Origin of the sequence: Stenotrophomonas sp. CASM110 (assembly GCF_049384345.1) — a bacterium.
Classification (GTDB): Bacteria; Pseudomonadota; Gammaproteobacteria; order Xanthomonadales; family Xanthomonadaceae; genus Stenotrophomonas; species Stenotrophomonas muris.
This window is the reverse complement of record NZ_JBMRGI010000003.1, coordinates 54,246-75,948: the sequence shown is the minus strand read 5'-3', so window position 1 is coordinate 75,948 and position 21,703 is coordinate 54,246. Positions and strand designations below refer to the sequence as shown.

Below are 21,703 nucleotides of genomic sequence, written 5' to 3'. Positions count from 1 at the left end.
GGCAACCAAGCAATGCCATCGAAGATCATGGGGTTGCCGGCCAGCGGCCGGCACTACCGCATTGCGATCCTGGGCGGCTCGCCGTAGAACCGTCGCAGCTGCGCCGCCACCTCCGGCAACGCCTGCTGCAGCAGATCCGGTGCCGAGAAGTGGTACTCGCTGGCCACCGCGAAGAACTCTTCCGGCGCCTCGGCCGCATACGGATCGATCAGCGTCTCTTCGCCTGCGTCCACCTGCGCACAGAACGCGTCGTAGGCGCGCTGGAACGTGCCCGCCCACTCGCGCTGCCATTCGCGCGGCAGCGGCGGCGTACCGTCCATCGCACCATCGAGCGCATCCAGCTTGTGCACCATCTCGTGCACCGCCACGCAGTAGCCCTCGTGCGGCGCCGCCAGGTCGGCCTGCACATCGGCCCAGGACAGGATCAACGGACCGCTGTCCCACGACTCGCCGATCAGCTCGTCATCCCACTCGTGCAGCACGCCAGCCGCATCCATGTGGCTGCGGTGCACGCGGAAGGCATCGGGGTAGACGATCAGCTGCGACCAGCCCTCCAGCCCCACCTCACCGAACGCCAGCAGCGGCAGGCAGCACAGCGCGGCCAGCAGCACGCCGTCACCGGCCTGCAGCTGCAGCTCACCGATCGGGGTGATGGTCTTCTCGTGCAGGAAGCGCGTGGCCAGTACGCGCAGGCGCGCGCGGCGTTCGTCGTCCAGTCCGTCCAGCCAGGCCGCGCGGCGGCAGGCGTGTTCCCACAGTGCATCGTCGATCGGCCGCGGCGTAGGCCGCAGCCACTGCAGCAACGACTTGATCAGCGGAACATTCCCGGCAGGTAGCTGTGCCACTTCGGCGCACGGATGCGCTGCAGCACGTCATCGTCGCTGCCGCCGCCCCCGGTGCTGGTGGCACTGCTGGCCGCAGGGCGTACCGGTGTCGGCTTGGTGGTCGCAGCCGAGGCAGTCGCGGTCGGCGCGCGCTGCGAGGCGGCATCACCGTTGGAGGACACGCAGGCGCCGCGGCTGTCGTCCAGCGCTGCCGTCGCAGACGCCGCGAAGGGCATCATCAGCAGGATCAGGCAATGGGCATAACGGCGCATTGACGACATCCACGTTAAGGGAGGGTGAGTTCCCGATTCTAGCCCGAACCCGGCGCCCCGTTGGAAGCCCCCGCGGAACCCAGCGTGGCGGGCGTCGCTGGCGGCTTTCCCGCATAATTCCTGCCTGACTTCGTGGAAGCTGCCGTGGACGATCGCCAATTGCTGGCCAAACTCGCTGCCGGTCGCCTGTCCGGCGACGCCCTGGCCCGTGAGCTGGGCCAGACCCGTGCGGCTATTTGGAAGCGTATTCAAGGGCTTAGGGCCGCCGGTGTGGATGTCGAGGGCCGTGCCGGCGAGGGCTATGGCCTGACCCGCCCGGTTGACCTGCTGGACCCGGCGGCGATCCGTGCTGGCCTGCCGGCCGGGGTTCTGCCGCTGCTGCACGACCTGCAGGTGGCCTGGACGGTGGACTCCACCAACGCTGAATTGCTGCGGTGCAGCGCGCCCCAGCGCGGGGTCAGCGTGCTGCTGGCCGAACGCCAGACCGGTGGCCGTGGCCGTCGTGGCCGCACCTGGGCCTCGCCGCTGGCCGCCCATGTCTACCTGTCGGTGCTGCGGCTGTTCTCCGGAGGCCTCGGCCGCCTGGCCGGCCTGAGCCTGGTGGCCGGCGTCGCCGTGGCCGAAGCGCTGCACGATCTGGGCTACACCCAGGCGCAGCTGAAGTGGCCGAACGACCTGCTGGTCGATGGCCGCAAGCTGGTTGGCCTGCTCGCAGAAGGCGGTGGCGAATACGCCGGCCCGGCGCGCGCGGTGATCGGCATCGGCATCAACACGCACATGCCGCCGTCGTTCGCCGAGCAGATCAGCCAGCCGTGGGTGGACCTGGACACGCTGGCTGGCAAGCCAGTGGATCGAAACGTGGTTGTTGCCGCCGTGCTGGCGCGCCTGCTGCCGGCGCTGGAGGAATTCGATCGTGAAGGTCTTGCTCCGTTCTTGCCGCGCTACGCCGCCTTCGACATGCTGGCCGGCCGCGAGGTTCGGGTGGAACTGGATGGGCAGTGGCAGCATGGCACCGCACTCGGCCTGGCCGATGACGGCGCGTTGCGCGTGCGCATCGATGGCCGTGAGCGTCTGCTGCACGCCGGCGAAGTCAGCGTGAGGGCAGCATGAGCGATTGGTTGTTCGACCTTGGCAACTCGCGCTTCAAGTTCGCGCCGTTGCAGGGTGACCGTGCCGGTGACGTGCAGGCCTGGGCGCATGGCGCCGAAGGCATGGCCGGGCAGCCACCGCACAGCCTGCCCAGCGGTACCACCGCGTTCGTGGCCAGCGTGGCCGCACCCTCGCTGACCAGCGCCATGCTGGACCAGCTGCAACGCCGCTTCGAAAACGTGCACGTGGTGCGCACCAGCGCCGAATGCGCCGGTGTGCGCATTGCCTACGCCAAGCCGGAAAAGTTCGGCGTCGACCGCTTCCTGGCCCTGCTGGCTTCCGCAAAGGCACAGCGCCCGGTGCTGGTGGTCGGCGTGGGCACCGCGCTGACGATTGACCTGCTCGACGCCGACGGCCAGCACCACGGTGGCCGCATTTCCGCGTCGCCCACGACCATGCGCGAAGCGCTGCACGCCCGCGCCGTGCAGCTGCCGGCTACCGGCGGCGACTACAGCGAGTTCGCCAACGACACCGCCGATGCGCTGGCCTCCGGTTGCGATGGCGCTGCGGTGGCGCTGATTGAACGCAGCGCACAGCACGCGCACGCGCTGCTGGGCGTAGCGCCGTCGCTGCTGGTGCACGGCGGCGGCGCACCGGCGCTGATGCCGCTGCTGCCTGGCGCCGACTACCACCCGTCGCTGGTGCTGGATGGCCTCGCCCGCTGGGCGGTGCACCAGCCCGCAGGCTAGTATCCGCGCATGCTGACCCGTGCCCTGATCGTCGTACTGGCCGTTCTCAATCTTGGCGTCGCCTGCTGGTGGCTGCTGCGCGATGCACCGCAGCCGCCTGCGCCTGCACCGCAACCGGCTGGCGTGGCCGAGCTGCGCTGGGTGCCCGGTGGTGTGGATGCTGCTGCAGCCGCCGAAGCGACCGCCGCCGCCCCGACCGCGCCGCTGATGGAGCGCGAACCGGCCGCGAAGACCGCAGTGGCTGCGACGCCCGCACCCGCGCCGGCCGTGCCGGCCAAGCCGGAAATTCCCAAGCCGCAGACGGCTGAGGCTACGCCGGTTGCTACCGCTGCCAAGCCGGCAGCACCGCCTGTACCCGTTCCGGCACCGGAAAAGCCCGTAACCCCGCCCGCGGTCGCCGAGCCGCCGCGCTGCGTCGCGCTGGGCCCGTTCGCCGACCGCGCCGCCGCGAACAGTGCGCAAGGCAAGGCCGGCACGCTGCTCAGCCAGGTGCGCCTGCGCGAACAGCCCGCTGCCAGCGGCAGTGCCCGCTACCGGGTGATGCTGCCGGCCGCCGCCAATCGTGACGAAGCCCAGGCCACCGTGAAACGCATCGTCGCCGCCGGCCTGAGCGACTACTACATCATCAGCCAGGGCGAAGAGGCCAACGCCGTGGCGCTGGGCCAGTACCGCAACCGCGAAGGCGCCGAGCGCCGCATGGCGGCGGTGCAGGCCGCCGGCTTCCAGCCGCGCCTGGTCGCCAGCGGCGACGCCGGCCAATGGTGGCTGGAAGGGCAGCTGGCGGCGGGCACGCAGCCAGCCCAGGCCCAGCAGCGCAGCGGGGCGGCACAGAGCCGGTCGCTGGAATGCACGCGGTTGCGCTAGAATCCCCGGACCGCGGCGCTGCCGCCGGTGAACCACCCATGCCGCTTTAGCTCAGTTGGTAGAGCAACTGTCTTGTAAACAGTAGGTCATCCGTTCGATTCGGATAAGCGGCACCATCTCCATGAGTCAGCGCTTCTTTGCGCTGCGCCAGGTACTGGCCCAGTGGCTCGAAAGGCAGCACACCCGGTGCCTCGGCAGTCTTACCTTGAGAATGATGGTCCGTCCTGCGCATGGACCAGCTGCGCTGGCTGCTGTTCAAGATTTGCCGCCAACGAATCAGCGCGATGAAGGGACTCTGCTTCAGGCGCGCGAAGCGCGTCCATCGTATTCATGGTTCCACGGCGTTGGGCAGGATCGTCCATCGCTCCCTCGACAAGGAATACTCTCTCGCCACGTGCAAGGGACTCTGTCGGGTTGTTCAATACAACGTGGTCAACTCTTGAAAGCCCTTGCTCCTTCGCGAGCACCAGCAAACTCGCGGACATGCGTTGGCTTGACTCATCCCACTGCTTCCCGCTCTCGGCGTCCAGGCGTTCCACTCCCGCTCTTATCTGCATGTAGAGCGAACGATCGGCATCGTCGAGTTCAGCGACTGAGAAAGCTGTTCGCTGCATTGAGGGTAAGTTGACATTGGCGGCGGTGACTCTTTCCTCGACCGTAGTGCGCTCGGCGTCAAATGCTGGCTCGGGCCTGCGCCGACGTTGCGTGGGCGCTATGTGCTGGTCATAGTGCGCGCCATAATAGAGCTCGTACGTCGCATGAGGGCCAACCGACGGAGCCTCCGTCTTGAACACGTCAGCGATCTGACTTAGTGCTTGGTTACGGTTGATCTGCCCTGCCTCGAGTTTCGCCGCAATGGCTCCATACTGCTGGGGGCGATCGCCTGTGCCCGACACGCCAATGTTTGGTCCTCCGGCTGCGGTGATTTCACGCTGGACCTGGACATTGCTGAGCGTGGCAGCTGCTTCTCCTCGCAGCGAGGTGTTCACAAAGGACTGCTTAGACGCCCGATCTGGTTGCTCGGTGAAGAGGTGATGCCCAATTTCATGAGAAAGAGAACGTGCGATTCTGGAGCCTTGCCCGATGGCGTTCTCGTCAATGACGATCTTCACACCGGGAACAAGATAGGTGCCGCCACCGGCTGGCCCCCATTCGACACCCAGGTTGTCGTGATCAGCCTGTGCAAGACCCGCTCGAAGTGTTGGGGATTTGGTCAGAAGCGGTACCAGCGAAGGATCAACCAAAGGTGAAGCCGGACGACGTGTGGCCCCTGGTCGGCCACTCTCCTGCGGCTGTGACAGTGCAAGTTCTTCAGCACGCTCCATGGTGCGGCTCCTTCGCAATGACAGGGATCAGCGCTGACTGATCGATACGTAGGTCAGCGTCTTGTGGTCAAGGGAGAGCCCGAGCACTACCTTGGCACTGTTCACCTGAGCAGACCAGTAAGGGCGGGAATCAGGCGCATCCGGATGGGGTGGATACATGGCGGATTCCTCCCAGATGATTTCTCCGAGCGCGATGCTCGGTGGGGCAACCTCAAAGACCAAGGTCGCGTGCGTAGGATCGTCGGCAGGACTTCTCAGCGTGATGTTCTTGATCTCAAGTCCGCCCAGCATGCCGCGTTCTGCGGTCCGCTCGTCCCTCAAGCCTTGTCGATTCGGTTCTCCCAGGTGTGTGTGGAGCTGTTCATTCAATGCGTCGACATCATCAAAACGCACCTTGGTCAAATGCTCGATATCGTTCTTGAACCGCTCCATACCAGTTTCACTCCCTGATTCGACGGGCTGTTTTTGATTTAGATGATCTGATGGGCGTGGCGGCGCGGCGATTGAACATGCTGCCAGCACAAGCGCCGGAACAGCGATCGCGAGGCGACGACGCACTGCTATCCAGAGGTAGCGCCGAATTCCACGTTTTGATGAAGAAGCGAGTTTCTCGACCCATGCATTCATGAAAGCGTCTCTCGCGCCAACGTCACGCTCTTGAATCTAGCACAGCGTTTTGTGAGCACGGATCGGGTTCCCGTGAAAAATGAGCTACTGAAAACGCACCCGGTTCCACTTTCCAGTTTGAAAAACGCGGCGTCAGCTGCGAGGGAGGGAACATCAGACGGAAGGCCGAGCACACCTCCATGCGCGCAATCCGATAGTTGAAAGACTGTAGCCAGTAGGCTACAGTCCTCCATGAAGATCCAGCGTACCCGTCAGTTCGCGACATGGATTGACGCTCTCAAGGACGTAACCGCACGCGCTCGCATCCTGGCCCGTATCGGTCGGCTCGCTGAAGGCCATCCGGTGATCACCGCTATCTGGCGGATGGCGTTTCTGGATTGCGTATCGATGCAGGACCGGGTTACCGCGTGTACTACACCCGGCGCGGCAGGCAGTGGGTGATTCTTCTGGTTGGAGGCGACAAGGGTTCGCAGCGGCGCGATTAGAGACGGCCAAGGAGATTGCGCGTTCCCTGTGAGCATCGAACCGGCTGTAGGCGAAACGACTCAATACCGAAGTACCGGAGCTGTCCCATCATGGCCATCAAGAGAAAAGTCGAACTCAAATCATTTGATGTGGCCGAGCATCTTCGGACGCCGGAGGAGATGGCGGCTTATCTCGACGCCTGCATCGAAGAAAGCGAGGGCGATTCTGCCTTCATCGCCAAGGCGCTTGGCGATATCGCTCGCGCTCAGGGCATGAGCAAGGTTGCGCGTGCGGCAGGCCTGTCGCGCGAGAGTCTGTATCGCGCACTGTCCGGCGAGCGCAGCCCTGATTTCGCGACCATCCTGAAGGTGACCCGGGCCCTGGGTGTGCGATTGCACGCCAGCGCAGCATAAGCGCATGCGCCGATCATGATGCGTCGGCACCGCGTCGGTCGAAGGCGGTGGAACGAAAATGAAGGAACCGCTTTTCGCCGGTTTTCTCGCCCCAACCCGGTGAGTCAGCTCAATGTGTGACGTGGGCAGATCCTTCGATCAACGCCGCACACACATTGCGACCACCGCAGCCTCAGCTACGTACCTGCAACGCCACATACTCGGCCAGCCCCCGGCAGGCCAGCATCAGCCCTTCGCGCGTGCCATCGCCGATATCGTCCTTCTCTTCCCCGTCCACGCGCACGCGTTCGGCGGCGTGATATAGCTCCAACAGCGACACCAGACCCACCGCAGCGCGATCCCGGCGTGCGGCGGCCACGGCGTGGCCGGGTGTGCTGGCGGGCCCCGTCCACGGCTGTCCATCGGCGGTGTCCCCGGCCTGGATGCGCTGCAGGCAGCCGGGCAGGTTGATCGGCGCGGGCGCCTCGTTGGCGGCAGCGAAAGCGGCTTCCAACGGCTGCGCCAGTTCGGGTGGCAGGCGCAGCGCGGCCTCGCCCAGGGTGGCGGTCAGGTACGGGTGATGGGTCTTGGGCATGCGGGCGTCCTCGTCGGCAACAGAGGTGCCACCCGAAGAGGGTGGCGGGCGATGCGTGGCTTCCAAGACCGGAAATCGATGAGCCGGTGGGCACGGGGCCCCCACGCACCGCCCGCCGTCGATCGGCGAACGGATTGCCAGCCGGCGCCGCTCTGGGAAGACGGCGCCGGCTGGCAAGCGTATACAGCTTCGATTAAACGGGCTTGGAAGTCCCGGCCACCCTTGCAGGTGGCGATTCATCATGCGCACGTGAAATCACCGCCTGCCAGTCGTTTGTTTCGATGACATCGGGTGATCTGAAAGGAAAAATGAATTATCGCGATTGGCCCGTTTCGAGCATCGCAATGCCAGAAGCGACATTTCGCGCGGGGCTGCAACCAACGATGAATCCTGGTGCGTCATTGCTGTCGCACGGCCTTTCATGACCCAGGAAGTAAAGCTGGCTTAACTTCCCCGGCAGGGCTTCCAGAACACCCTACCAGACATGAATCCCCACGCGCGCTACCCGGAAATTGATATTCCTCACGGACAGCCCGCAACGCTCCGCCGCATACTGCCGCCACACGCCCATCCTGGGCCCCTTCGGGATCCGCACATGCGTCGCCATGCCTTGTCGCTCACCGTCGCACTGTTGTCCGCCGCCTTCGTGGCCCCGGCCATGGCCGCAGTGCCGTTCTTCAACGCCAGCTGCCCGGGCGGCATCGATGTGCACGCCGACGATGGTGGGCCGGTCTACGTGCAGGGCCGCGAGGCCGCGCTGAAGCGCTTCAACGACCGCTATTTCGAAGCACGCGATGCCAACAGTGGCATCACGCTGTCGATCAGCAGCAACGAGGACGGCACGCCGCAGATCAGCTACACCGGCCGTGGCGGCGCCAATGGCATCTGCCAGGTCAGTGCCAGCGGAACGCCCGCGCCGGCAGAGCATCGCGACCGCCGCCACCACGATGACGACAACGATGCGGCGCTGCCACGCGAGGTGACCTGCGAATCCACCGACCAGCAGCAGGTGTCGTGCGACATGGATACGCGCGGCAACGTGGAGATGGTGCGCCAGCTGAGCCACACCCGCTGCGAACAAGGGCAGAACTGGGGCCTGTCGCGGCACTCGGTATGGGTGAACGGCGGGTGCCGGGCGGTGTTCCGCAATGTGTCCAAAGTGGCGTACAGCGCGCCGGCGGGTGATACCGCGCTGGGCTCCTGCAATATGCGCAAGGGCGCGCAGGGCACGCTGGTGACCCGGATGCCGGTGGGCAGCGATTACCAGGAACTGATCATCGATTATCCCGATGGCCGCTTCCTGTGCATGATGCGCAACAACGGCCAGGTGCAGAGCCTGACGCCGGTTCGTCGCCGCGGCGGTTGAGTTCATCGCGCCAGCGGCCTTATGGTGACCGCCCATACACCCGTCTGGTGGCACCTATATGTCCCATCTTCTGGCCAAAGCAGCTGAGAAGCAGGATCTCGCCCGAATCGACGCGCTGCTGGATGAGGGTGCCGATATCGAGTGGCAGCACAAAGGCACGGGGCGCACCCCGCTGCTATCGGCTGTGATCGCCGGGAAGGCTGACTCGGTGGAGCGGTTACTGGATCGTGGCGCCAACATCCAGCACGCCTGCACTGCACTGGGTTACACCGCGCTGGGTTGGGCTGCCAACGCAGGCGATACGGAAATCGGACGTGTGCTGATTGCTCGCGGTGCATTGCTGGATGCTGCTTCGCCGGAATCGAGGTACACGCCGCTGATGTTGGCGTCTTCGGGCGGCCATCTCGCGATGGTCGAACTGTTGCTGGATAGCGGAGCTACCGTCGCACCGTTGAACTTCGAGGGGACAAACGCACTGGCAATGGCTGATGCCCGCAAGCACGAAGACGTAGTGGCGCGTTTGAAGTTGGCGGGGGCGCAGTTGCCGCCGCCGTTGATAGAGGCGCCGGCGCTTGAGTGGCCCGAACCAGACGCCGAAGGTGAACCCGCCTCAGTGGTGCGTGGCTATTTGTTGGCCTATTACGAATGGGAAACGCGTGGCTACAAGGATTCCCGGTCCGGTGGCAACCTTCTGCGAAGCTCCGGCTTCCAGCAGGAGAAAGCGGATATTTTGACAGCCTGGTGCACCGACCGCCAACGTGTGTACTCGACTGGAATTTCAGTCGGCAGCCCCCGACGGTATGTGCCGGATGACCTACTGGTATCAGTTGCGAGGCTTGGGATCTCGAAGGCGGAAGTGCTGGTACGCGACGATCCTCAGAAGTCGAGTTCCTTGCGTTACGAGCACTTGTTCGTACTCAGACGCGTGAGTGGACAGTGGCGTATCGACGTGTTGAAAAGGCGCCCGTTCCGAGTTGAAAAGTGGTCGTCGGCGATCCTCTAAGCGCGGCCCGCCAAACGGTCGGTCACCAATTTTCCGCCGCCGTAAAAGCCGTCGCAGGCCGACATGACCGCCGTCGGCCGGGAGTCTAAAGGGGCAATGCGGCAAACATTGCCCCCGTCCCGTTACTGCTGGTTTACCGGGTCATTTCCCTTCTTGTAGGTGTACCCGGTGACATCCCAGCCGCCGCCATGGCCGGACGAGGGTTCCACCCAGGTGAATTCCCACGTCTGCAGGGAGCCGTCGGGAAGCAGGTTTTCCACCCGGTAGATCTCACCGGGAATGCCCTGCTCCGGCAGCTTTCCCGGAATCGATTCATCCGCGCGTGCAGACGCGCGCCCCACCGAGAATGCACGCCGTTCCACCTGTACGTTGCCGTAGCCCTGCGGGGCGAACGACGGCTTTACCCGCTGCGCCACCCAGTCGAGCACCTGGCGTGCGCTCGCCGTCTGCATGGGATACGCGTCGGTGGTCACCGTATGCGTGATGCGTTGCGAGGAGGCATTGGCAGCTGCCGGAAACAGTCCGCCCAGGGCAATTGCCAGTACCGCAAATCCATTGAGTGCATGTTTCATGTGCGTCGTTCTCCAGGGTTGGGGAAATGAAGCCGCACCGTCCGGGTGCCGACGCAGGGTGGACACAAGGACCGCCGTGGGTAAGAGGCGATGCCGACTCGGGTGTGAAGTGGATCAAGGAAGGGCGGGTTCCTGACCGCTCAGCGCTGGAATCCCTGACGGGGGCGCCTTTGTGCTCGCGGCGATCCGGGTATTGCCCTGCTGCACCGCCGCGAGTGGTGTCACACAGCTCTGGCTAGACTGTGCTTCTTTTTTCCCACCGCAGGAGGCACCCATGGCCCATCCCATCTCCGTATCCCTGATTGGCGTTCCCACCGATGTCGGTGCGGGCCATCGCGGTGCACGGCTGGGGCCGGAGGCGCTGCGCGTGGCGGGCCTGCCGGAGGCGCTGGAAGCACGTGGTGTGGACGTGCGTGACGTGGGCAATCTGGATGGCCCGCGCAACCCGTGGACCGCGCCGGTGGAAGGCTACCGCCATCTGGATGAAGTGGTGGCGTGGAACCATGCACTGATGGAAGCCAGCTACGCCGAGCTGCAGGCCGGCCGCATGCCCATCATGCTCGGCGGCGACCACTGCCTGGGGATCGGTTCGATCACCGCCGTCGCGCGCTGGTGCCGCGAGCAGGGCAAGACCCTGCGCGTGCTGTGGCTGGATGCGCACTCGGATTTCAACACCAGCGATGTCACCCCGTCGGGCAACATCCACGGCATGCCGGTGGCCTGCCTGTGCGGCCTCGGCCCGGAGGCGCTGACCCACCTGGGCAGCAGCGCACCGGCGATCACCCCGGCGCAGATGCACCAGATCGGCATCCGCTCGGTGGACCCGGAGGAGAAGCGCCTGATCAAGACCCACAAGGTGGATGTGTACGACATGCGCTACATCGATGAGAACGGCATGAAGCGCGCGGTGGAGGCGGCGCTGGCCGGCATCGATGAGAACACCCACCTGCATGTCAGCTTCGATGTGGACTTCCTCGACCCCAGCATCGCACCGGGCGTGGGCACCACGGTGCCGGGTGGGGTGAACTACCGCGAGGCGCAGCTGGTGATGGAGATGATCGCCGACACCGGGCGCATGGGATCGCTGGACATCGTCGAGCTCAACCCCTTGCTGGACAAGCAGAATGCCACCGCCGAACTGGCCGTGGACCTGGTCGAAAGCCTGTTCGGCAAGTCCACCCTGATGCGCGACTGAGGGCCTGGCCTGAACGGATCGCCGATCCGTTCACACCCGCTCCACGCCGCTGCCGCCAGATTGCACGTCACGCGGCGGCGGTGGCAGTGTGCCCTCCCGCCGAGCGACAGAACCCCATCCGCGAATGAAGCGGTGTAGCGGCGAACCCAAGGAGAAGCCCATGAAGCGCGTAGTTGCCCTGATGCTGTTGTCGATGTTCTCGGTGGCCCTGCTGGCCGGTTGCAATACCGTGGCCGGTGCCGGCAAGGACGTGCAGAAGGCCGGTGAAAAAGTTGAGGACGCCGCCAAGGGCAAGTGAGCCCGGCGCGGATTGGAAGCGAAAAGGCCGGGAATCTTCCCGGCCTTTTTTGTGCGCGCTGTTTGCCGCATGGCCGTCGAAGCGGAGTGAACCATTCAAGCAGGTGAGCATGTATTTCATTGCCGGTTGACCGGTACTCAACAGCCGCTGCGCCAAGCTGGAGCCACGGTAAGAACGCCGTTGCAACCAAGGACTCCCAGCAATGAACAAAGACATCATTTCCGGCAAGTGGTCGCAGCTGAAGGGCAAGGCCCAGGCCAAGTGGGGCGATCTGACCAACGACGACTTCGATGTGGCCGAAGGCAATGCCGAGTATCTGGCCGGCCGCCTGCAGGAACGTTATGGCTGGGCCAAGGACCGCGCGGAGAAGGAAGTGCGCGAGTTCCAGGACGCGGTGAGCAAGGACTACCCGGACTACAAGTAAGCGCTTCGGTTTCCCCCACAACACGACGCCCGCACCGTGAGGTTGCGGGCGTCGTGTTGTCTGCGCGGGACGATCAGCGCGCCGGCGGGTCCGGCACGTAGCGGTTGGGGAACGCCTGCGGTTCGCGCGGCAGGCGCGAGGGCGAATCCACCAGAATGCCGCGCGCACGCAGGTTGCGGGCGCTGTCGTAGCGCAGCTGCAATACCTGTGCGGGGCTGCGGCTGGCGCGCTCGAAGTCGGTATCGCGCACCGAGGACTGCTCGCGCGCACCATGGCCGGTACCCAGCGCTGGGGCCTGCGACTTGCTGGCGTAGCCTTCGATGCGGCTGGCACTGGCACTGGCACTGGCATCGGCCGCCGCTTCGGCCGCCGGGGCCGGCAGCGGCAGGCCACGGCGCAGGATCGGCTCAGGGCGCCAGCGACGTGCCTCTTCGAACACCGCCACGCCCACAACGCCGATGTTGTCCGGGCGGCCGGTGCGGCTGGCATAGCTGCCGCTGGGGCTGCTGAACACGAACTGCGCCACTTCGTCCTGGCTCTTGCGCCAGCCGGTGATGTCGGCGCGCTGGCCGGGGTTGAGCACGTAGCCGGTCTGCGAGGGATCGGCATCCTCGCCGGAGATGGCGTTGACGCCGTCCACCGACAGCACCACCAGCACCCGGCGCGGGCTGTCGTTGTACAGGCGCACGGCGTAGCGGTGGCCGCGCTCGCCGGCCACCCAGCGCTGGCCGTCGGCGGGGTAGCTGCGCAGTTCGGTGCCACGGTCGCGGTCGACCAGGGTCATGCGCACCGGGCCGCCTTCGTAGGCCGGTGGCGGAGGTGGCGCCGGGCGGAAGCCGGCCAGGGGCAGGATCAGCAGCAGGGGCAGCAGGCGTTTCATCGGGCGTCTCCAGCGGGGTTGGGTGAATGAACGCGCCGCAGGCCCTGACGGGGTTGGTGGCGTGCAAGGTAAACTGGCCCCGTTCATCGAAGGTTACCCCACGCAGTCATGACGACCCGAGTCCTTACCGGCATCACCCCCTCCGGCACGCCCCACCTGGGCAACTACGTTGGCGCCATCCGTCCGGCCATCGCCGCCAGCCGCGCGCCGGGGATCGAGAGCTTCTTCTTCCTGGCCGACCTGCACAGCCTGATCAAGTCGCAGGACCCGCAGCGCACCCAGCGCGCGACCCTGGAGATCGCGGCCAGCTGGCTGGCCTGCGGCCTGGACCCGGAACACGTGTGGTTCTACCGCCAGAGCGACATCCGCGAGACCACCGAGCTGATGTGGTTCCTGACCGCCATCGCCAGCAAGGGCATCCTCAACCGGGCGCACGCCTACAAGGCGGCAGTGGACAAGAACCGCGAGGAAGGCGTGGACGAGGACGCAGGCGTCAGCGCCGGCCTGTTCATGTACCCGGTGCTGATGGCCGCCGACATCCTGATCTTCAAGGCCAACCAGGTGCCGGTGGGCCGTGACCAGATCCAGCACATCGAGATGGCGCGCGATTTCGCCCAGCGCTTCAACCACGTGTACGGCAAGGAGTACTTCCCGTTGCCGGACGTGGTGATCGATGAGCAGGTGGCGACGCTGGCCGGCCTGGATGGCCGCAAGATGAGCAAGAGCTACCACAACACCATTCCGCTGTTCGTGCCGCGCGAGGAGCTGAAGAAGCTGGTGTTCTCGATCCTGACCGACTCGCGCGCACCGGGTGAGCCGAAGGACACCGAAGGCTCGGCGCTGTTCCAGATGTACCAGGCGTTCGCCACGCCGGAACAGACCGCAGAGTTCGCCAAGGCGTTCGCTGCCGGCATCAGCTGGGGCGACGCCAAGCAGCAGCTGTTCGAGCGCATCGACAGTGAACTGTCGCCGCTGCGCGAGCGCTACAACGCGCTGATGGCCGAGCCGGAGAAGATCGAAGCGCTGCTCAAGCGCCGTGGGCAGCAGCTGCGCGAGCAGTTGGCGGCACCGCTGCTGGAAGAACTGCGCCACGCCGTGGGCCTGCGCGACCTGTCCACGGCGGGCAACATCGCCAGCGAAGATGCCGGCGTGGCCCGCGTGGCGCCGCCGCAGTTCAAGCAGTACCGCGAGAAGGACGGCCGGTTCTACTTCAAGCTGACCGCCGGCGACGGCACGCTGCTGATCCAGAGCGAAGGCTTCGATTCGCCGCGTGATGCCGGCCAGCTGATTGCCGTGATCAAGCAGGCCGAGCAGGGCGACCAGCTGCAGAGCGAGCTGTTCAAGCTGGACGCCGAGGTGGACGCCGTGCTGGCCGCGCTGGCCGTGCTGCGCGAAGCGGCCTGATCGCCGGGCCTGCCTGCCCTTTGTAGAGTCGAGCCATGCTCGACTTTGCTCCGCCTCTGTAGAGCCGAGTCCGTGCTCGGCTGGGTAACAAAGCAGCCGAGCATGGGCTCGGCTCTACAGGGACGCCCCCGCCGGCACGACCGTGGCACAGCACCCATGGCATGATGTCCGCGCGCCGCCGGCGCGATGACATGGAGTCTGCGATGGCCTGGTTGTCGCTGCTGCTGTTCCTGCCCTGGTTCCTGCTGCTGGGCAGCCTGTACTGGCTGTTCCCGCGCCAGCCGCGTACCGCGCGGCGGCGCCTGTTCGATGGCACCACCCTGGTATTGGCGTTCGCGCTGAGCATTGTGTCGATGCTGTGGGGCTACCGCATCGGCGTGGTGCAACCCGGCGCCGGCCCGATCTGGCCGCAGGTGCTGGCGGTGCTGTACGCCTACGGCGCGTTCCTGGCGGTGCTGGTGCTGGCGTTGCTGCTGCGACCGCGCTGGCTGGACCGGTAACCCCGCCTTTGTAGAGTCGAGCCATGCTCGACTGCACGCGCCCTCTGTAGAGCCGAGCCCATGCTCGGCTGATGTCTGGCAGAAAGGCAGCCGAGCATGGGCTCGGCTCTACGGAATCTGGACTCCGACCAAAGCCGCATCGAACCCGGGCCGCCTGCGCGCCTACCATGGGCGTCTGTTCCCGATCCTGCCAGGTGCGTGCCGATGACCGCCGACCCCAGCATCCACACCATCGATACCGGCTTCCAGCGCCCGGACTTCGACGCGGCTTACCTGATCGTTGAAAACGGCCGCGCCGCGTTTGTCGACTGCGGCACCGGCCTGTCGGTGCCGGCGATGCTGCAGGCGCTGGCGGATGCCGGCCTGGGCGTGGAAGCGGTGGACTGGTTGCTGCTCACGCACGTGCACTTGGACCACGCCGGCGGCGCCGGCCTGCTGATGCAGCAGCTGCCCAACGCAAAGGCGGTGCTGCACCCGCGCGGTGCGCCGCACATGATCGACCCGACCCGGCTGATCGCCGGTGCCACGGCGGTGTATGGCGCCGAAGAGATCGCGCGCAGCTATGGCCGCATCGAGGCGATTCCGGAGTCGCGCGTGGTGGTGGCCGAAGACGGCCACCGCATCGATCTGGCCGGCCGCGAGCTGGTGCTGCTGCACACGCCGGGTCACGCGCTGCACCACTATTGCGTATGGGATGCGCGCAGCCGCAGCTGGTTCACCGGCGATACCTTCGGTATCTCCTACCGCGAGCTGGACAGCGCGCAGGGCGCTTTCATCTTCCCGACCTCCTCGCCGGTGCAGTTCGACCCGGAGGCGATGAAGGCCTCGATCCAGCGCATGCTGGGCTACGGCCCGCAGGCGATGTACCTGACCCACTACGGTCGTGTGGAACAGGTGGAGAAACTGGCCGGCGACCTGATCGAGCAGATCGATGCGATGGCCGCCATCGGCCGCCAGTGCGACGGTCGACCGGACCGCCATCGTTGCCTGTTGGCCGCGTTGCAGGCGCTGTATCTGGAACGTGCACAGCTGCATGGCTGTGCGCTGGACGATGCGGCAGTGACCACCGTGCTGGCGATGGATATCGAGCTCAACGCACAGGGCCTGGCCTGCTGGCTGGATCGCATCAGCAGGTAGATCCACGCCCTGCGTGGATGACGCAGGCCCAAGCCGCGCCGTGATGTCACGACCACGTTACACTCTGGTGACTTCCAAGCTAGCCGTGGTACTGCCGTGAATCCGATGCGCGTGTTGCTGCTGTCGTCCTGCCTGTTCGTCGGTGGCCTTGCCCATGCGGCCAACGACCTGCCGGGTGGCGGCATCGATCCGCAGGCGCTGTCGCGCCATGTGCGCGTTCTGGCGTCGGATGAATTCGAGGGCCGCGCGCCGGCCACCGAGGGTGAAGAGCGCACGGTGCAGTACCTGATCGAGCAGTTCCGCAGCTACGGCCTGCAGCCCGGCGGCGTGGATGGCAGCTGGGTGCAGCCGGTCCCGTTGGTGCGCGCGCAGCTGGACGGCCCGGCCAAGGCCAGCCTGTCGCTGAAGCAGGGCAAGCGTGCGCTGGCCAATGGCGTGGACGTGACCCTGCAGAGCCTGCAGCCGCGCAAGCGCGTGCAGATCAGGAATGCGCCGCTGGTGTTCGTCGGCTATGGCATCGATGCGCCGGAACGCCAGTGGAACGACTACAAGGACGTGGACCTGCACGGCAAGATCGCCGTGGTGCTGATCAACGATGCTGATTTCGAGGCCGATGCGCCGGGCGCGTTTGACGGCAAGGCGGTGACCTACTACGGCCGCTGGACCTACAAGTTCGAGGAAGCCGCACGCCGTGGCGCCGAAGGCGTGCTGATCGTGCACGAGACCGCGCCGGCCGCCTACGGCTGGGCCACGGTGAAGAGCTCGGGCACATCGCCGCTGTTCGACATCGAGCGCGGCCAGGACGAGGCGATGGCGCAGCACACGCCGCTGCGTGGCTGGATGCAGCGCGAGCTGGCCGAGGCGATCTTCGCCGACGCCGGCCTGGACTTTGATGCGGAGAAGCGCAAGGCGATGCGCGCCGACTTCCGCCCGGTGGCACTGGACAACGCCAAGCTGAGCGTGGACTTCGCGCTGAAGCGCGAGCAGGTGGTGACCCGCAACGTGGTGGCCAAGCTGCCCGGTGGCGAGCATGGCGACGAGGCGGTGATCTTCTCTGCGCACTGGGATGCCTTCGGTATCGGCCAGCCCGACGCCAAGGGCGACCGCATCCGCCGCGGTGCGATCGACAACGCCACCGGCGTGGCCACGGTGCTGGAACTGGGCCGGGTGTTCGCCGCCGGCCCGCAGCCGCAGCGCACGCTGTACTTCGTGGCGCTGACCGCCGAAGAGAAGGGCCTGCTGGGCGCCAGCTACTACGCCGCGCACCCGCTGGCGCCGCTGGACAAGACCGCCGCGGTGCTGAACATCGAGATGTTCAGCCCGGATGGCCCGACCCGCGACATCGCGTCGTGGGGCAAGGGCCGGGTCTCGCTGGAAGGCGACCTGGAACGCGTGGCCAAGGCCCGCGGCCGCAGCTACAGCCCGGACCCGAACCTGGAAGCGGGCTTCTTCTACCGCGCTGACCACTTCGCCTTCGCCCGCCTGGGCGTGCCGGCAATCACCATCGGCCCGGGCCTGGACAAGCTGGACGGTGGGGTTGAAGCCGGCCGCGCGCTGCGCGAGAAGTACTTCGCCGATTGCTACCACCAGGCCTGCGATGCCTGGACGCCGCGCTGGGACCCGAGCGGCCACGCTGCCGATACCCTGCTGGTCTACGATCTGGGCGCGGAGCTGGCCAACAGCCGCCGCTGGCCGACGTGGGAAAAGGAATCGGAGTTCCGCGGCGCGCGCGACAAGAGCGAAGCGGCCCGCCGCTGAGGTAGTGCCGGCCGCTGGCCGGCAACTCCCTGCTCTTTCCGGAGGTTCATGAGGTTGCCGGCCAGCGGCCGGCACTACCAAAGGAATGTTGAGTTGCCGGCCAGCGGCCGGCACTACCAAAGGAATGTGGAGGTGTCGGCCAGCGGCCGGCACGACCGGGTGTTCGTCAGCGCCGGCGCAGCAGCTTCCACGCGCCCCAGCCGCTGGCGGCGAGCGCTGCCAGATAGCACGCCACCATCGTGCGCAGGCCGACCAGCGATCCGCCGTTGACGCCGCGATGCAGGCGCAGTTGCAGCGAGCTGTGGCCGCTGCCCAGGTCCACTGCCAGCTGCAGCGCCAGTGCGGCGCAGAACAGCAGCAGGGCGATCCCGAAACCGATGCGTGGCCATGCGGCCTGTGCGCTGGGGCGGCGCAGCAGCCAGGCCAGTGCCGTGGCTGCGGCCAGCGTCACCGCGATCCACATCAGTGGAGGAGCGGGAGACGCAGCGGCCACCGGCATTGCACCGGTGGCCGCGATCAGGGCAACGCGCTTACTTGCGGGTGCCGTCGAGCCAGTTCGGGCCCTTGTTGGTGAGGAAGAACACATAGACCACCAACGATACCGCGATCGTGGCAGTCACGTAGAGGGCGAACCAATCGACGTGGCCGGTCTTCAGCGCGCCTTGGTACAGCAGCGGGGCGGTGCCACCGAACAGCGAGTTGGCCAGCGCATAGCCCAGGCCCACGCCCAGTGCACGCACGTGGGTGGGGAACAGCTCGGCCTTCACCACCGCGTTGATGGAGGTGTAGCCGGTGAGGATGACGAAGGCCAGCGCCAGGGTCAGGAAGGCCAGGGTGGCGTCATGCTGGTGCGGCAGCTGGGTGATCAGGTACCAGCTGTACAGCACGCCGCCGACGCCGAAGAACACCAGCAGGGTCTTGCGGCCGATGATGTCCGACAGCCAGCCACCGACCGGCTGCAGCACCATCAGGAAGGCCAGCACGCCCAGGTTGATCAGGGTGCCGGTCATCGGATCGTTGCCGGCGAAGGCGCTCTGGATCATCTTCGGGCCGTTCACCGAGTAGGTGTAGAAGGCCACGGTGCCGCCGGCGGTGATCAGGAAGCACAGCAGCAGCGGTCGCCACTGGTGCACGAACAGCTCGTACATCGAACCGGACTTCTGCGCCTTGCCCTCGCGCGCGGCCTCGATGGACGACTCCGACAGCGACTCGTCCATGCCACGGCGCAGCCAGAACACCACCACCGCGGCGATGCCGCCGATGCCGAAGGCGATGCGCCAGCCCCACTCGGAGATTTCCGGCTTGCCCCAGAAGGTCAGCATCAGCAGCAGGGTCAGCTGGGCCAGCACGTGGCCGCCAACCAGGGTGACGTAGTGGAAGGACGACAGGAAGCCGCGGCGGCCGGGAATGGCGGCTTCGGACATGTAGGTGGCGCTGGCGCCGTACTCGCCACCGGTGGCGAAGCCCTGCAGCAGCCGTGCGAACAGCAGGATGACCGCGGCCCAGATGCCGATGCTGGCGGCGGTGGGGGTGATGGCGATCAGGAACGAGCACAGCGCCATCAGCGTGACCGAGACGGTCAGCGCCAGGCGGCGGCCATGGCGGTCGGCGAAGCGGCCGAAGAACCAGGCGCCGATCGGGCGCATCAGGAAGGTCGCGGCGAAGATCGCCCACACGTACATCGTGGAGTTCTTGTCGTCGGGCGAGAAGAACTGCGATTCGAAGTACACGGCGAACACCGAGTACACGTAGACGTCGTACCACTCCACCAGGTTGCCGGCGGAGCCTTTGAGGGTGTTGGAGATCGACCGCCGCAGGGCGGCGCGGTCGTTCGCGGGGACAGCAGGTTGGGGCGTGGTGCTCATCTGGGTGGGAATCCTCGATGCGGCGCGTCCGTGCGCAGGGAAAACGGCGCCCGGCCTTGGGGCGGCGCGGCCGGGCAGCCCTCTTGGTACTGCATCGACCGTCAACACGGGGTAGCAGACCAGAGCAGGGTGCATGGATGGATGACAGCGTGCCACCGCATGGGGTCCCGGACCATACTCAAAACGTCCTAGAATCCGCCTTCCCCCGGCTCCCTGGTGTGTCATGTCGGCTCCCCCCTCTTCGTCTGCGGCTGCCCCCCGGGGTGGCCTTGTCGCGCTGGCACTGCTGCTGGTCTATGTGGTCTGGGGCTCGACCTACCTGGGCATCGCCAAGGCCCTGCACGGCGGCGCACTGCCGCTGACGATGGTCTCCGGCAGCCGCTTCATCATTGCCGGCGGCCTGATGTTCCTGGCGCTGCGCCTGTTCTGGAAGCTGCCGAACCCGACCCTGCGGCAATGGCGCAACCTGGTCATCATGGGCGTGACCATGCTGGTGCTGGGCAACGGCATGGTGGTGCTGGCCGAGCGTGAGGTGTCCTCGGGCCTGGCCGCCACCGCGGTGGCCTCGGTGCCGCTGTGGATGGCGCTGTTCTCGGCGCTGCGCGGGCAGCATGCCAGCCGCGGTGAGTGGCTGGGCATCGCCATCGGCTTCCTCGGTGTGGTCTGGCTCAATGCCGGCAGCAGCCTGACCGCCTCGCCGACCGGGCTGGTGCTGCTGCTGATCGCGCCGATCGGCTGGGCCTTCGGTTCGGTGTGGGCACGCGGGCTGGACCTGCCGGGCCCGTTCATGACCGCGGCCGGGCAGATGATCTGCGGTGGCGTGCTGCTGGTGCTGATCGGCCTGGCGGTCGGCGAGCGCCCGAGCACGCTGCCCGATACCGGTGGCCTGCTGGCGATGGCGTACCTGTGCGTGTTCGGCTCCATCGTCGCGTTCACTGCCTACGTGTGGCTGCTGCAGAACGTGCGCCCGGCGCTGGCCGGCAGCTATGCGTACGTCAATCCGGTGATCGCGGTGCTGCTCGGCGCGCTGCTCAACGGTGAGCGCTTCGGCTGGCGCGACCTGCTGGCGATGGCGGTGATTCTCCTGGGTGTGGTGGTACTGACGATGGCAAGGACGCGAAAGAGATGAGCATGGACGAGAAAGAACAACGCCGGGGCCTGCTGGTCACCGCGTCCACCTTCGTGATCTGGGGCCTGGTGCCGGTGTACTGGCACCTGCTCAACGAGGTGCCTTCGTTCCAGATCATCGCCCACCGCATCATCTGGAGCACCGTGCTGGTGCTGGGCTGGCTGCTGATCAGCTCGCGCCTGGGCTGGTGGCAGAAGATCGCCGCGCAGCCGCGCGCGCTGCCGATCCTGCTGGTGTCGAGCCTGACCATCGCCTTCAACTGGGGCCTGTACATCTGGGCGGTCAACGCCGGTCATGTCATCGAGACCAGCCTGGGCTACTTCATCAACCCGCTGGTGAACGTGCTGCTGGGCGTGCTGGTGCTGAAGGAACGCCTGCGCCGCCTGCAATGGGTGGCGGTGGCGATGGCGGCGGTGGGCGTGGCCTGGCTGACCATCGACGCCGGCACACCGCCGTGGATCGCGCTCGGCCTGGCTTGTTCGTTCGGCCTGTATGGCCTGCTGCGCAAGCTGGTCTCGGTCGACCCGGTGGCCGGCCTGGGCGTGGAAAGCATGTACCTGTTCCTGCCGGCGCTGGCCTTCGCGATCTGGGCGGAAAACGGCCATGGCGGTGCGTTCTTCCATGGCTGGGGCTGGCGCAACGACCTGCTGCTGATCTTCGGTGGCGCAGTCACCGCCGTACCGCTGATCGGCTTTGCCTACGGAGTGAAGCGCATTCCGCTGTCGCTGGTCGGCATCCTGCAGTACATCGCACCGAGCCTGCAGCTGCTGCTGGGCGTGTTCTTCTTCCACGAAGCGTTCGATACTGCCAAGGCGATCGGCTTTGCCGCGATCTGGGCCGGCCTGATCCTGTTCGTCGGCGACAACATCCGCACGATGCGCGCCAAGCGCTAGCGCCGGCGGGGCTGCGGGGTCGGATCCCTCCGCAACGCGGAGGGCTCTGACCCTGTTCTATCCGTCGCCTGGGGTCA

Annotated in this window: 24 protein-coding genes, 1 tRNA gene and 1 pseudogene; 17 read left to right on the top strand and 9 right to left on the bottom strand. The window is 66.3% G+C overall.

The window, feature by feature from the left end:
* Positions 1–53: 53 nt before the first annotated feature.
* Entirely contained in the window at positions 54–845 is a 792-nt protein-coding gene (locus VG561_RS02995) for a zinc-dependent peptidase (RefSeq protein WP_167692531.1), read from the bottom strand.
* Positions 812–1,096, bottom strand: coding sequence for a hypothetical protein (locus VG561_RS02990; protein WP_046428091.1), 285 nt, complete (start codon positions 1,094–1,096; stop codon positions 812–814). Before VG561_RS02990 ends, VG561_RS02995 begins: the two co-directional genes overlap by 34 nt.
* A gap of 144 nt (positions 1,097–1,240) precedes the next feature.
* On the opposite strand from VG561_RS02990, the gene birA reads away from it, so the two are divergent.
* The 4 genes from birA to VG561_RS02970 all read left to right on the top strand — a co-directional run bounded on the left by birA (position 1,241) and on the right by VG561_RS02970 (position 3,914).
* A complete protein-coding gene (gene birA / locus VG561_RS02985) occupies positions 1,241–2,206 on the top strand; it encodes a bifunctional biotin--[acetyl-CoA-carboxylase] ligase/biotin operon repressor BirA (protein WP_262093333.1) in 966 nt (321 codons plus the stop codon).
* Complete coding sequence (locus VG561_RS02980; RefSeq protein WP_262093332.1) at positions 2,203–2,934, top strand: type III pantothenate kinase; 732 nt, start codon at positions 2,203–2,205, stop codon at positions 2,932–2,934. The genes birA and VG561_RS02980 overlap by 4 nt, the downstream gene beginning before the upstream one ends.
* A 9-nt stretch (positions 2,935–2,943) precedes the next feature.
* Positions 2,944–3,798 (top strand): SPOR domain-containing protein, encoded by an 855-nt coding sequence (locus VG561_RS02975; RefSeq protein ID WP_262093331.1) that lies wholly within the window; start codon positions 2,944–2,946, stop codon positions 3,796–3,798.
* Between the two features lie 40 nt (positions 3,799–3,838).
* Positions 3,839–3,914: transfer RNA gene (locus VG561_RS02970), tRNA-Thr, on the top strand.
* A gap of 84 nt (positions 3,915–3,998) precedes the next feature.
* Here the strand turns inward: VG561_RS02970 and VG561_RS02965 are convergent.
* Both VG561_RS02965 and VG561_RS02960 read right to left on the bottom strand, forming a co-directional pair.
* On the bottom strand, positions 3,999–5,123 hold the full coding sequence (locus VG561_RS02965; RefSeq protein ID WP_134808430.1) for an XVIPCD domain-containing protein: 1,125 nt from the start codon (positions 5,121–5,123) through the stop codon (positions 3,999–4,001).
* 27 nt (positions 5,124–5,150) lie between these two features.
* On the bottom strand, positions 5,151–5,750 hold the full coding sequence (locus VG561_RS02960; RefSeq protein WP_126411620.1) for a hypothetical protein: 600 nt from the start codon (positions 5,748–5,750) through the stop codon (positions 5,151–5,153).
* A 231-nt stretch (positions 5,751–5,981) separates the two neighbouring features.
* Here VG561_RS02960 and VG561_RS02955 point away from each other — a divergent pair.
* Together VG561_RS02955 and VG561_RS02950 are read left to right on the top strand one after the other, a co-directional pair.
* Positions 5,982–6,267 (top strand): annotated as a pseudogene (locus VG561_RS02955) (type II toxin-antitoxin system RelE/ParE family toxin).
* 58 nt (positions 6,268–6,325) lie between these two features.
* A complete protein-coding gene (locus VG561_RS02950) occupies positions 6,326–6,628 on the top strand; it encodes an addiction module antidote protein (protein WP_005420598.1) in 303 nt (100 codons plus the stop codon).
* Between the two features lie 172 nt (positions 6,629–6,800).
* On the opposite strand, the gene VG561_RS02945 is transcribed toward VG561_RS02950, so the two are convergent.
* A complete protein-coding gene (locus tag VG561_RS02945) occupies positions 6,801–7,202 on the bottom strand; it encodes a hypothetical protein (protein ID WP_423179365.1) in 402 nt (133 codons plus the stop codon).
* A 595-nt stretch (positions 7,203–7,797) separates the two neighbouring features.
* Here VG561_RS02945 and VG561_RS02940 point away from each other — a divergent pair.
* Together VG561_RS02940 and VG561_RS02935 are read left to right on the top strand one after the other, a co-directional pair.
* Positions 7,798–8,568, top strand: coding sequence for a DUF3011 domain-containing protein (locus VG561_RS02940; protein WP_126411623.1), 771 nt, complete (start codon positions 7,798–7,800; stop codon positions 8,566–8,568).
* Positions 8,569–8,626: 58 nt separating this feature from the next.
* A complete protein-coding gene (locus VG561_RS02935) occupies positions 8,627–9,571 on the top strand; it encodes an ankyrin repeat domain-containing protein (protein WP_134808434.1) in 945 nt (314 codons plus the stop codon).
* Between the two features lie 122 nt (positions 9,572–9,693).
* Here VG561_RS02935 and VG561_RS02930 read toward each other — a convergent pair whose 3' ends face one another.
* Positions 9,694–10,143, bottom strand: coding sequence for a hypothetical protein (locus VG561_RS02930; protein WP_046428110.1), 450 nt, complete (start codon positions 10,141–10,143; stop codon positions 9,694–9,696).
* A gap of 274 nt (positions 10,144–10,417) precedes the next feature.
* Here VG561_RS02930 and rocF point away from each other — a divergent pair, with 274 nt between their 5' ends.
* The 3 genes from rocF to VG561_RS02915 all read left to right on the top strand — a co-directional run bounded on the left by rocF (position 10,418) and on the right by VG561_RS02915 (position 12,060).
* Positions 10,418–11,338 carry an arginase gene (gene rocF, locus VG561_RS02925; protein ID WP_423179364.1) on the top strand — a complete coding sequence of 307 codons (921 nt, stop codon included), beginning with the start codon at positions 10,418–10,420 and terminating at the stop codon, positions 11,336–11,338.
* Positions 11,339–11,498: 160 nt separating this feature from the next.
* Entirely contained in the window at positions 11,499–11,636 is a 138-nt protein-coding gene (locus VG561_RS02920) for an entericidin A/B family lipoprotein (RefSeq protein ID WP_014035659.1), read from the top strand.
* Between the two features lie 202 nt (positions 11,637–11,838).
* Positions 11,839–12,060 carry a CsbD family protein gene (locus tag VG561_RS02915; RefSeq protein WP_004153772.1) on the top strand — a complete coding sequence of 74 codons (222 nt, stop codon included), beginning with the start codon at positions 11,839–11,841 and terminating at the stop codon, positions 12,058–12,060.
* 73 nt (positions 12,061–12,133) lie between these two features.
* Here the strand turns inward: VG561_RS02915 and VG561_RS02910 are convergent, their stop codons facing one another.
* The gene (locus tag VG561_RS02910) at positions 12,134–12,940 is read right to left on the bottom strand and encodes a hypothetical protein (protein WP_423179363.1); all 807 of its coding nucleotides are present in this window, start codon (positions 12,938–12,940) and stop codon (positions 12,134–12,136) included.
* 108 nt (positions 12,941–13,048) lie between these two features.
* On the opposite strand from VG561_RS02910, the gene VG561_RS02905 reads away from it, so the two are divergent.
* The 4 genes from VG561_RS02905 (at position 13,049) to VG561_RS02890 (ending at position 17,739) form a co-directional block, all read left to right on the top strand.
* Entirely contained in the window at positions 13,049–14,344 is a 1,296-nt protein-coding gene (locus VG561_RS02905) for a tryptophan--tRNA ligase (RefSeq protein ID WP_014645631.1), read from the top strand.
* Positions 14,345–14,547: 203 nt separating this feature from the next.
* Complete coding sequence (locus VG561_RS02900) at positions 14,548–14,844, top strand: hypothetical protein (RefSeq protein WP_032956243.1); 297 nt, start codon at positions 14,548–14,550, stop codon at positions 14,842–14,844.
* Between the two features lie 204 nt (positions 14,845–15,048).
* Entirely contained in the window at positions 15,049–15,981 is a 933-nt protein-coding gene (locus tag VG561_RS02895) for an MBL fold metallo-hydrolase (protein ID WP_423179362.1), read from the top strand.
* 105 nt (positions 15,982–16,086) lie between these two features.
* Entirely contained in the window at positions 16,087–17,739 is a 1,653-nt protein-coding gene (locus tag VG561_RS02890; protein WP_014645634.1) for a M28 family metallopeptidase, read from the top strand.
* A 166-nt stretch (positions 17,740–17,905) separates the two neighbouring features.
* On the opposite strand, the gene VG561_RS02885 is transcribed toward VG561_RS02890, so the two are convergent.
* Positions 17,906–18,202, bottom strand: coding sequence for a hypothetical protein (locus tag VG561_RS02885; protein ID WP_014645635.1), 297 nt, complete (start codon positions 18,200–18,202; stop codon positions 17,906–17,908).
* 67 nt (positions 18,203–18,269) lie between these two features.
* Positions 18,270–19,604 (bottom strand): MFS transporter, encoded by a 1,335-nt coding sequence (locus tag VG561_RS02880; RefSeq protein ID WP_014645636.1) that lies wholly within the window; start codon positions 19,602–19,604, stop codon positions 18,270–18,272.
* Between the two features lie 223 nt (positions 19,605–19,827).
* On the opposite strand from VG561_RS02880, the gene yedA reads away from it, so the two are divergent.
* Both yedA and rarD read left to right on the top strand, forming a co-directional pair.
* Positions 19,828–20,733, top strand: a complete 906-nt coding sequence (gene yedA, locus VG561_RS02875; protein ID WP_049404006.1) for a drug/metabolite exporter YedA — start codon at positions 19,828–19,830, stop codon at positions 20,731–20,733.
* Positions 20,730–21,626, top strand: coding sequence for an EamA family transporter RarD (gene rarD / locus VG561_RS02870; protein ID WP_014645638.1), 897 nt, complete (start codon positions 20,730–20,732; stop codon positions 21,624–21,626). Before yedA ends, rarD begins: the two co-directional genes overlap by 4 nt.
* Positions 21,627–21,703 lie beyond the last annotated feature (77 nt).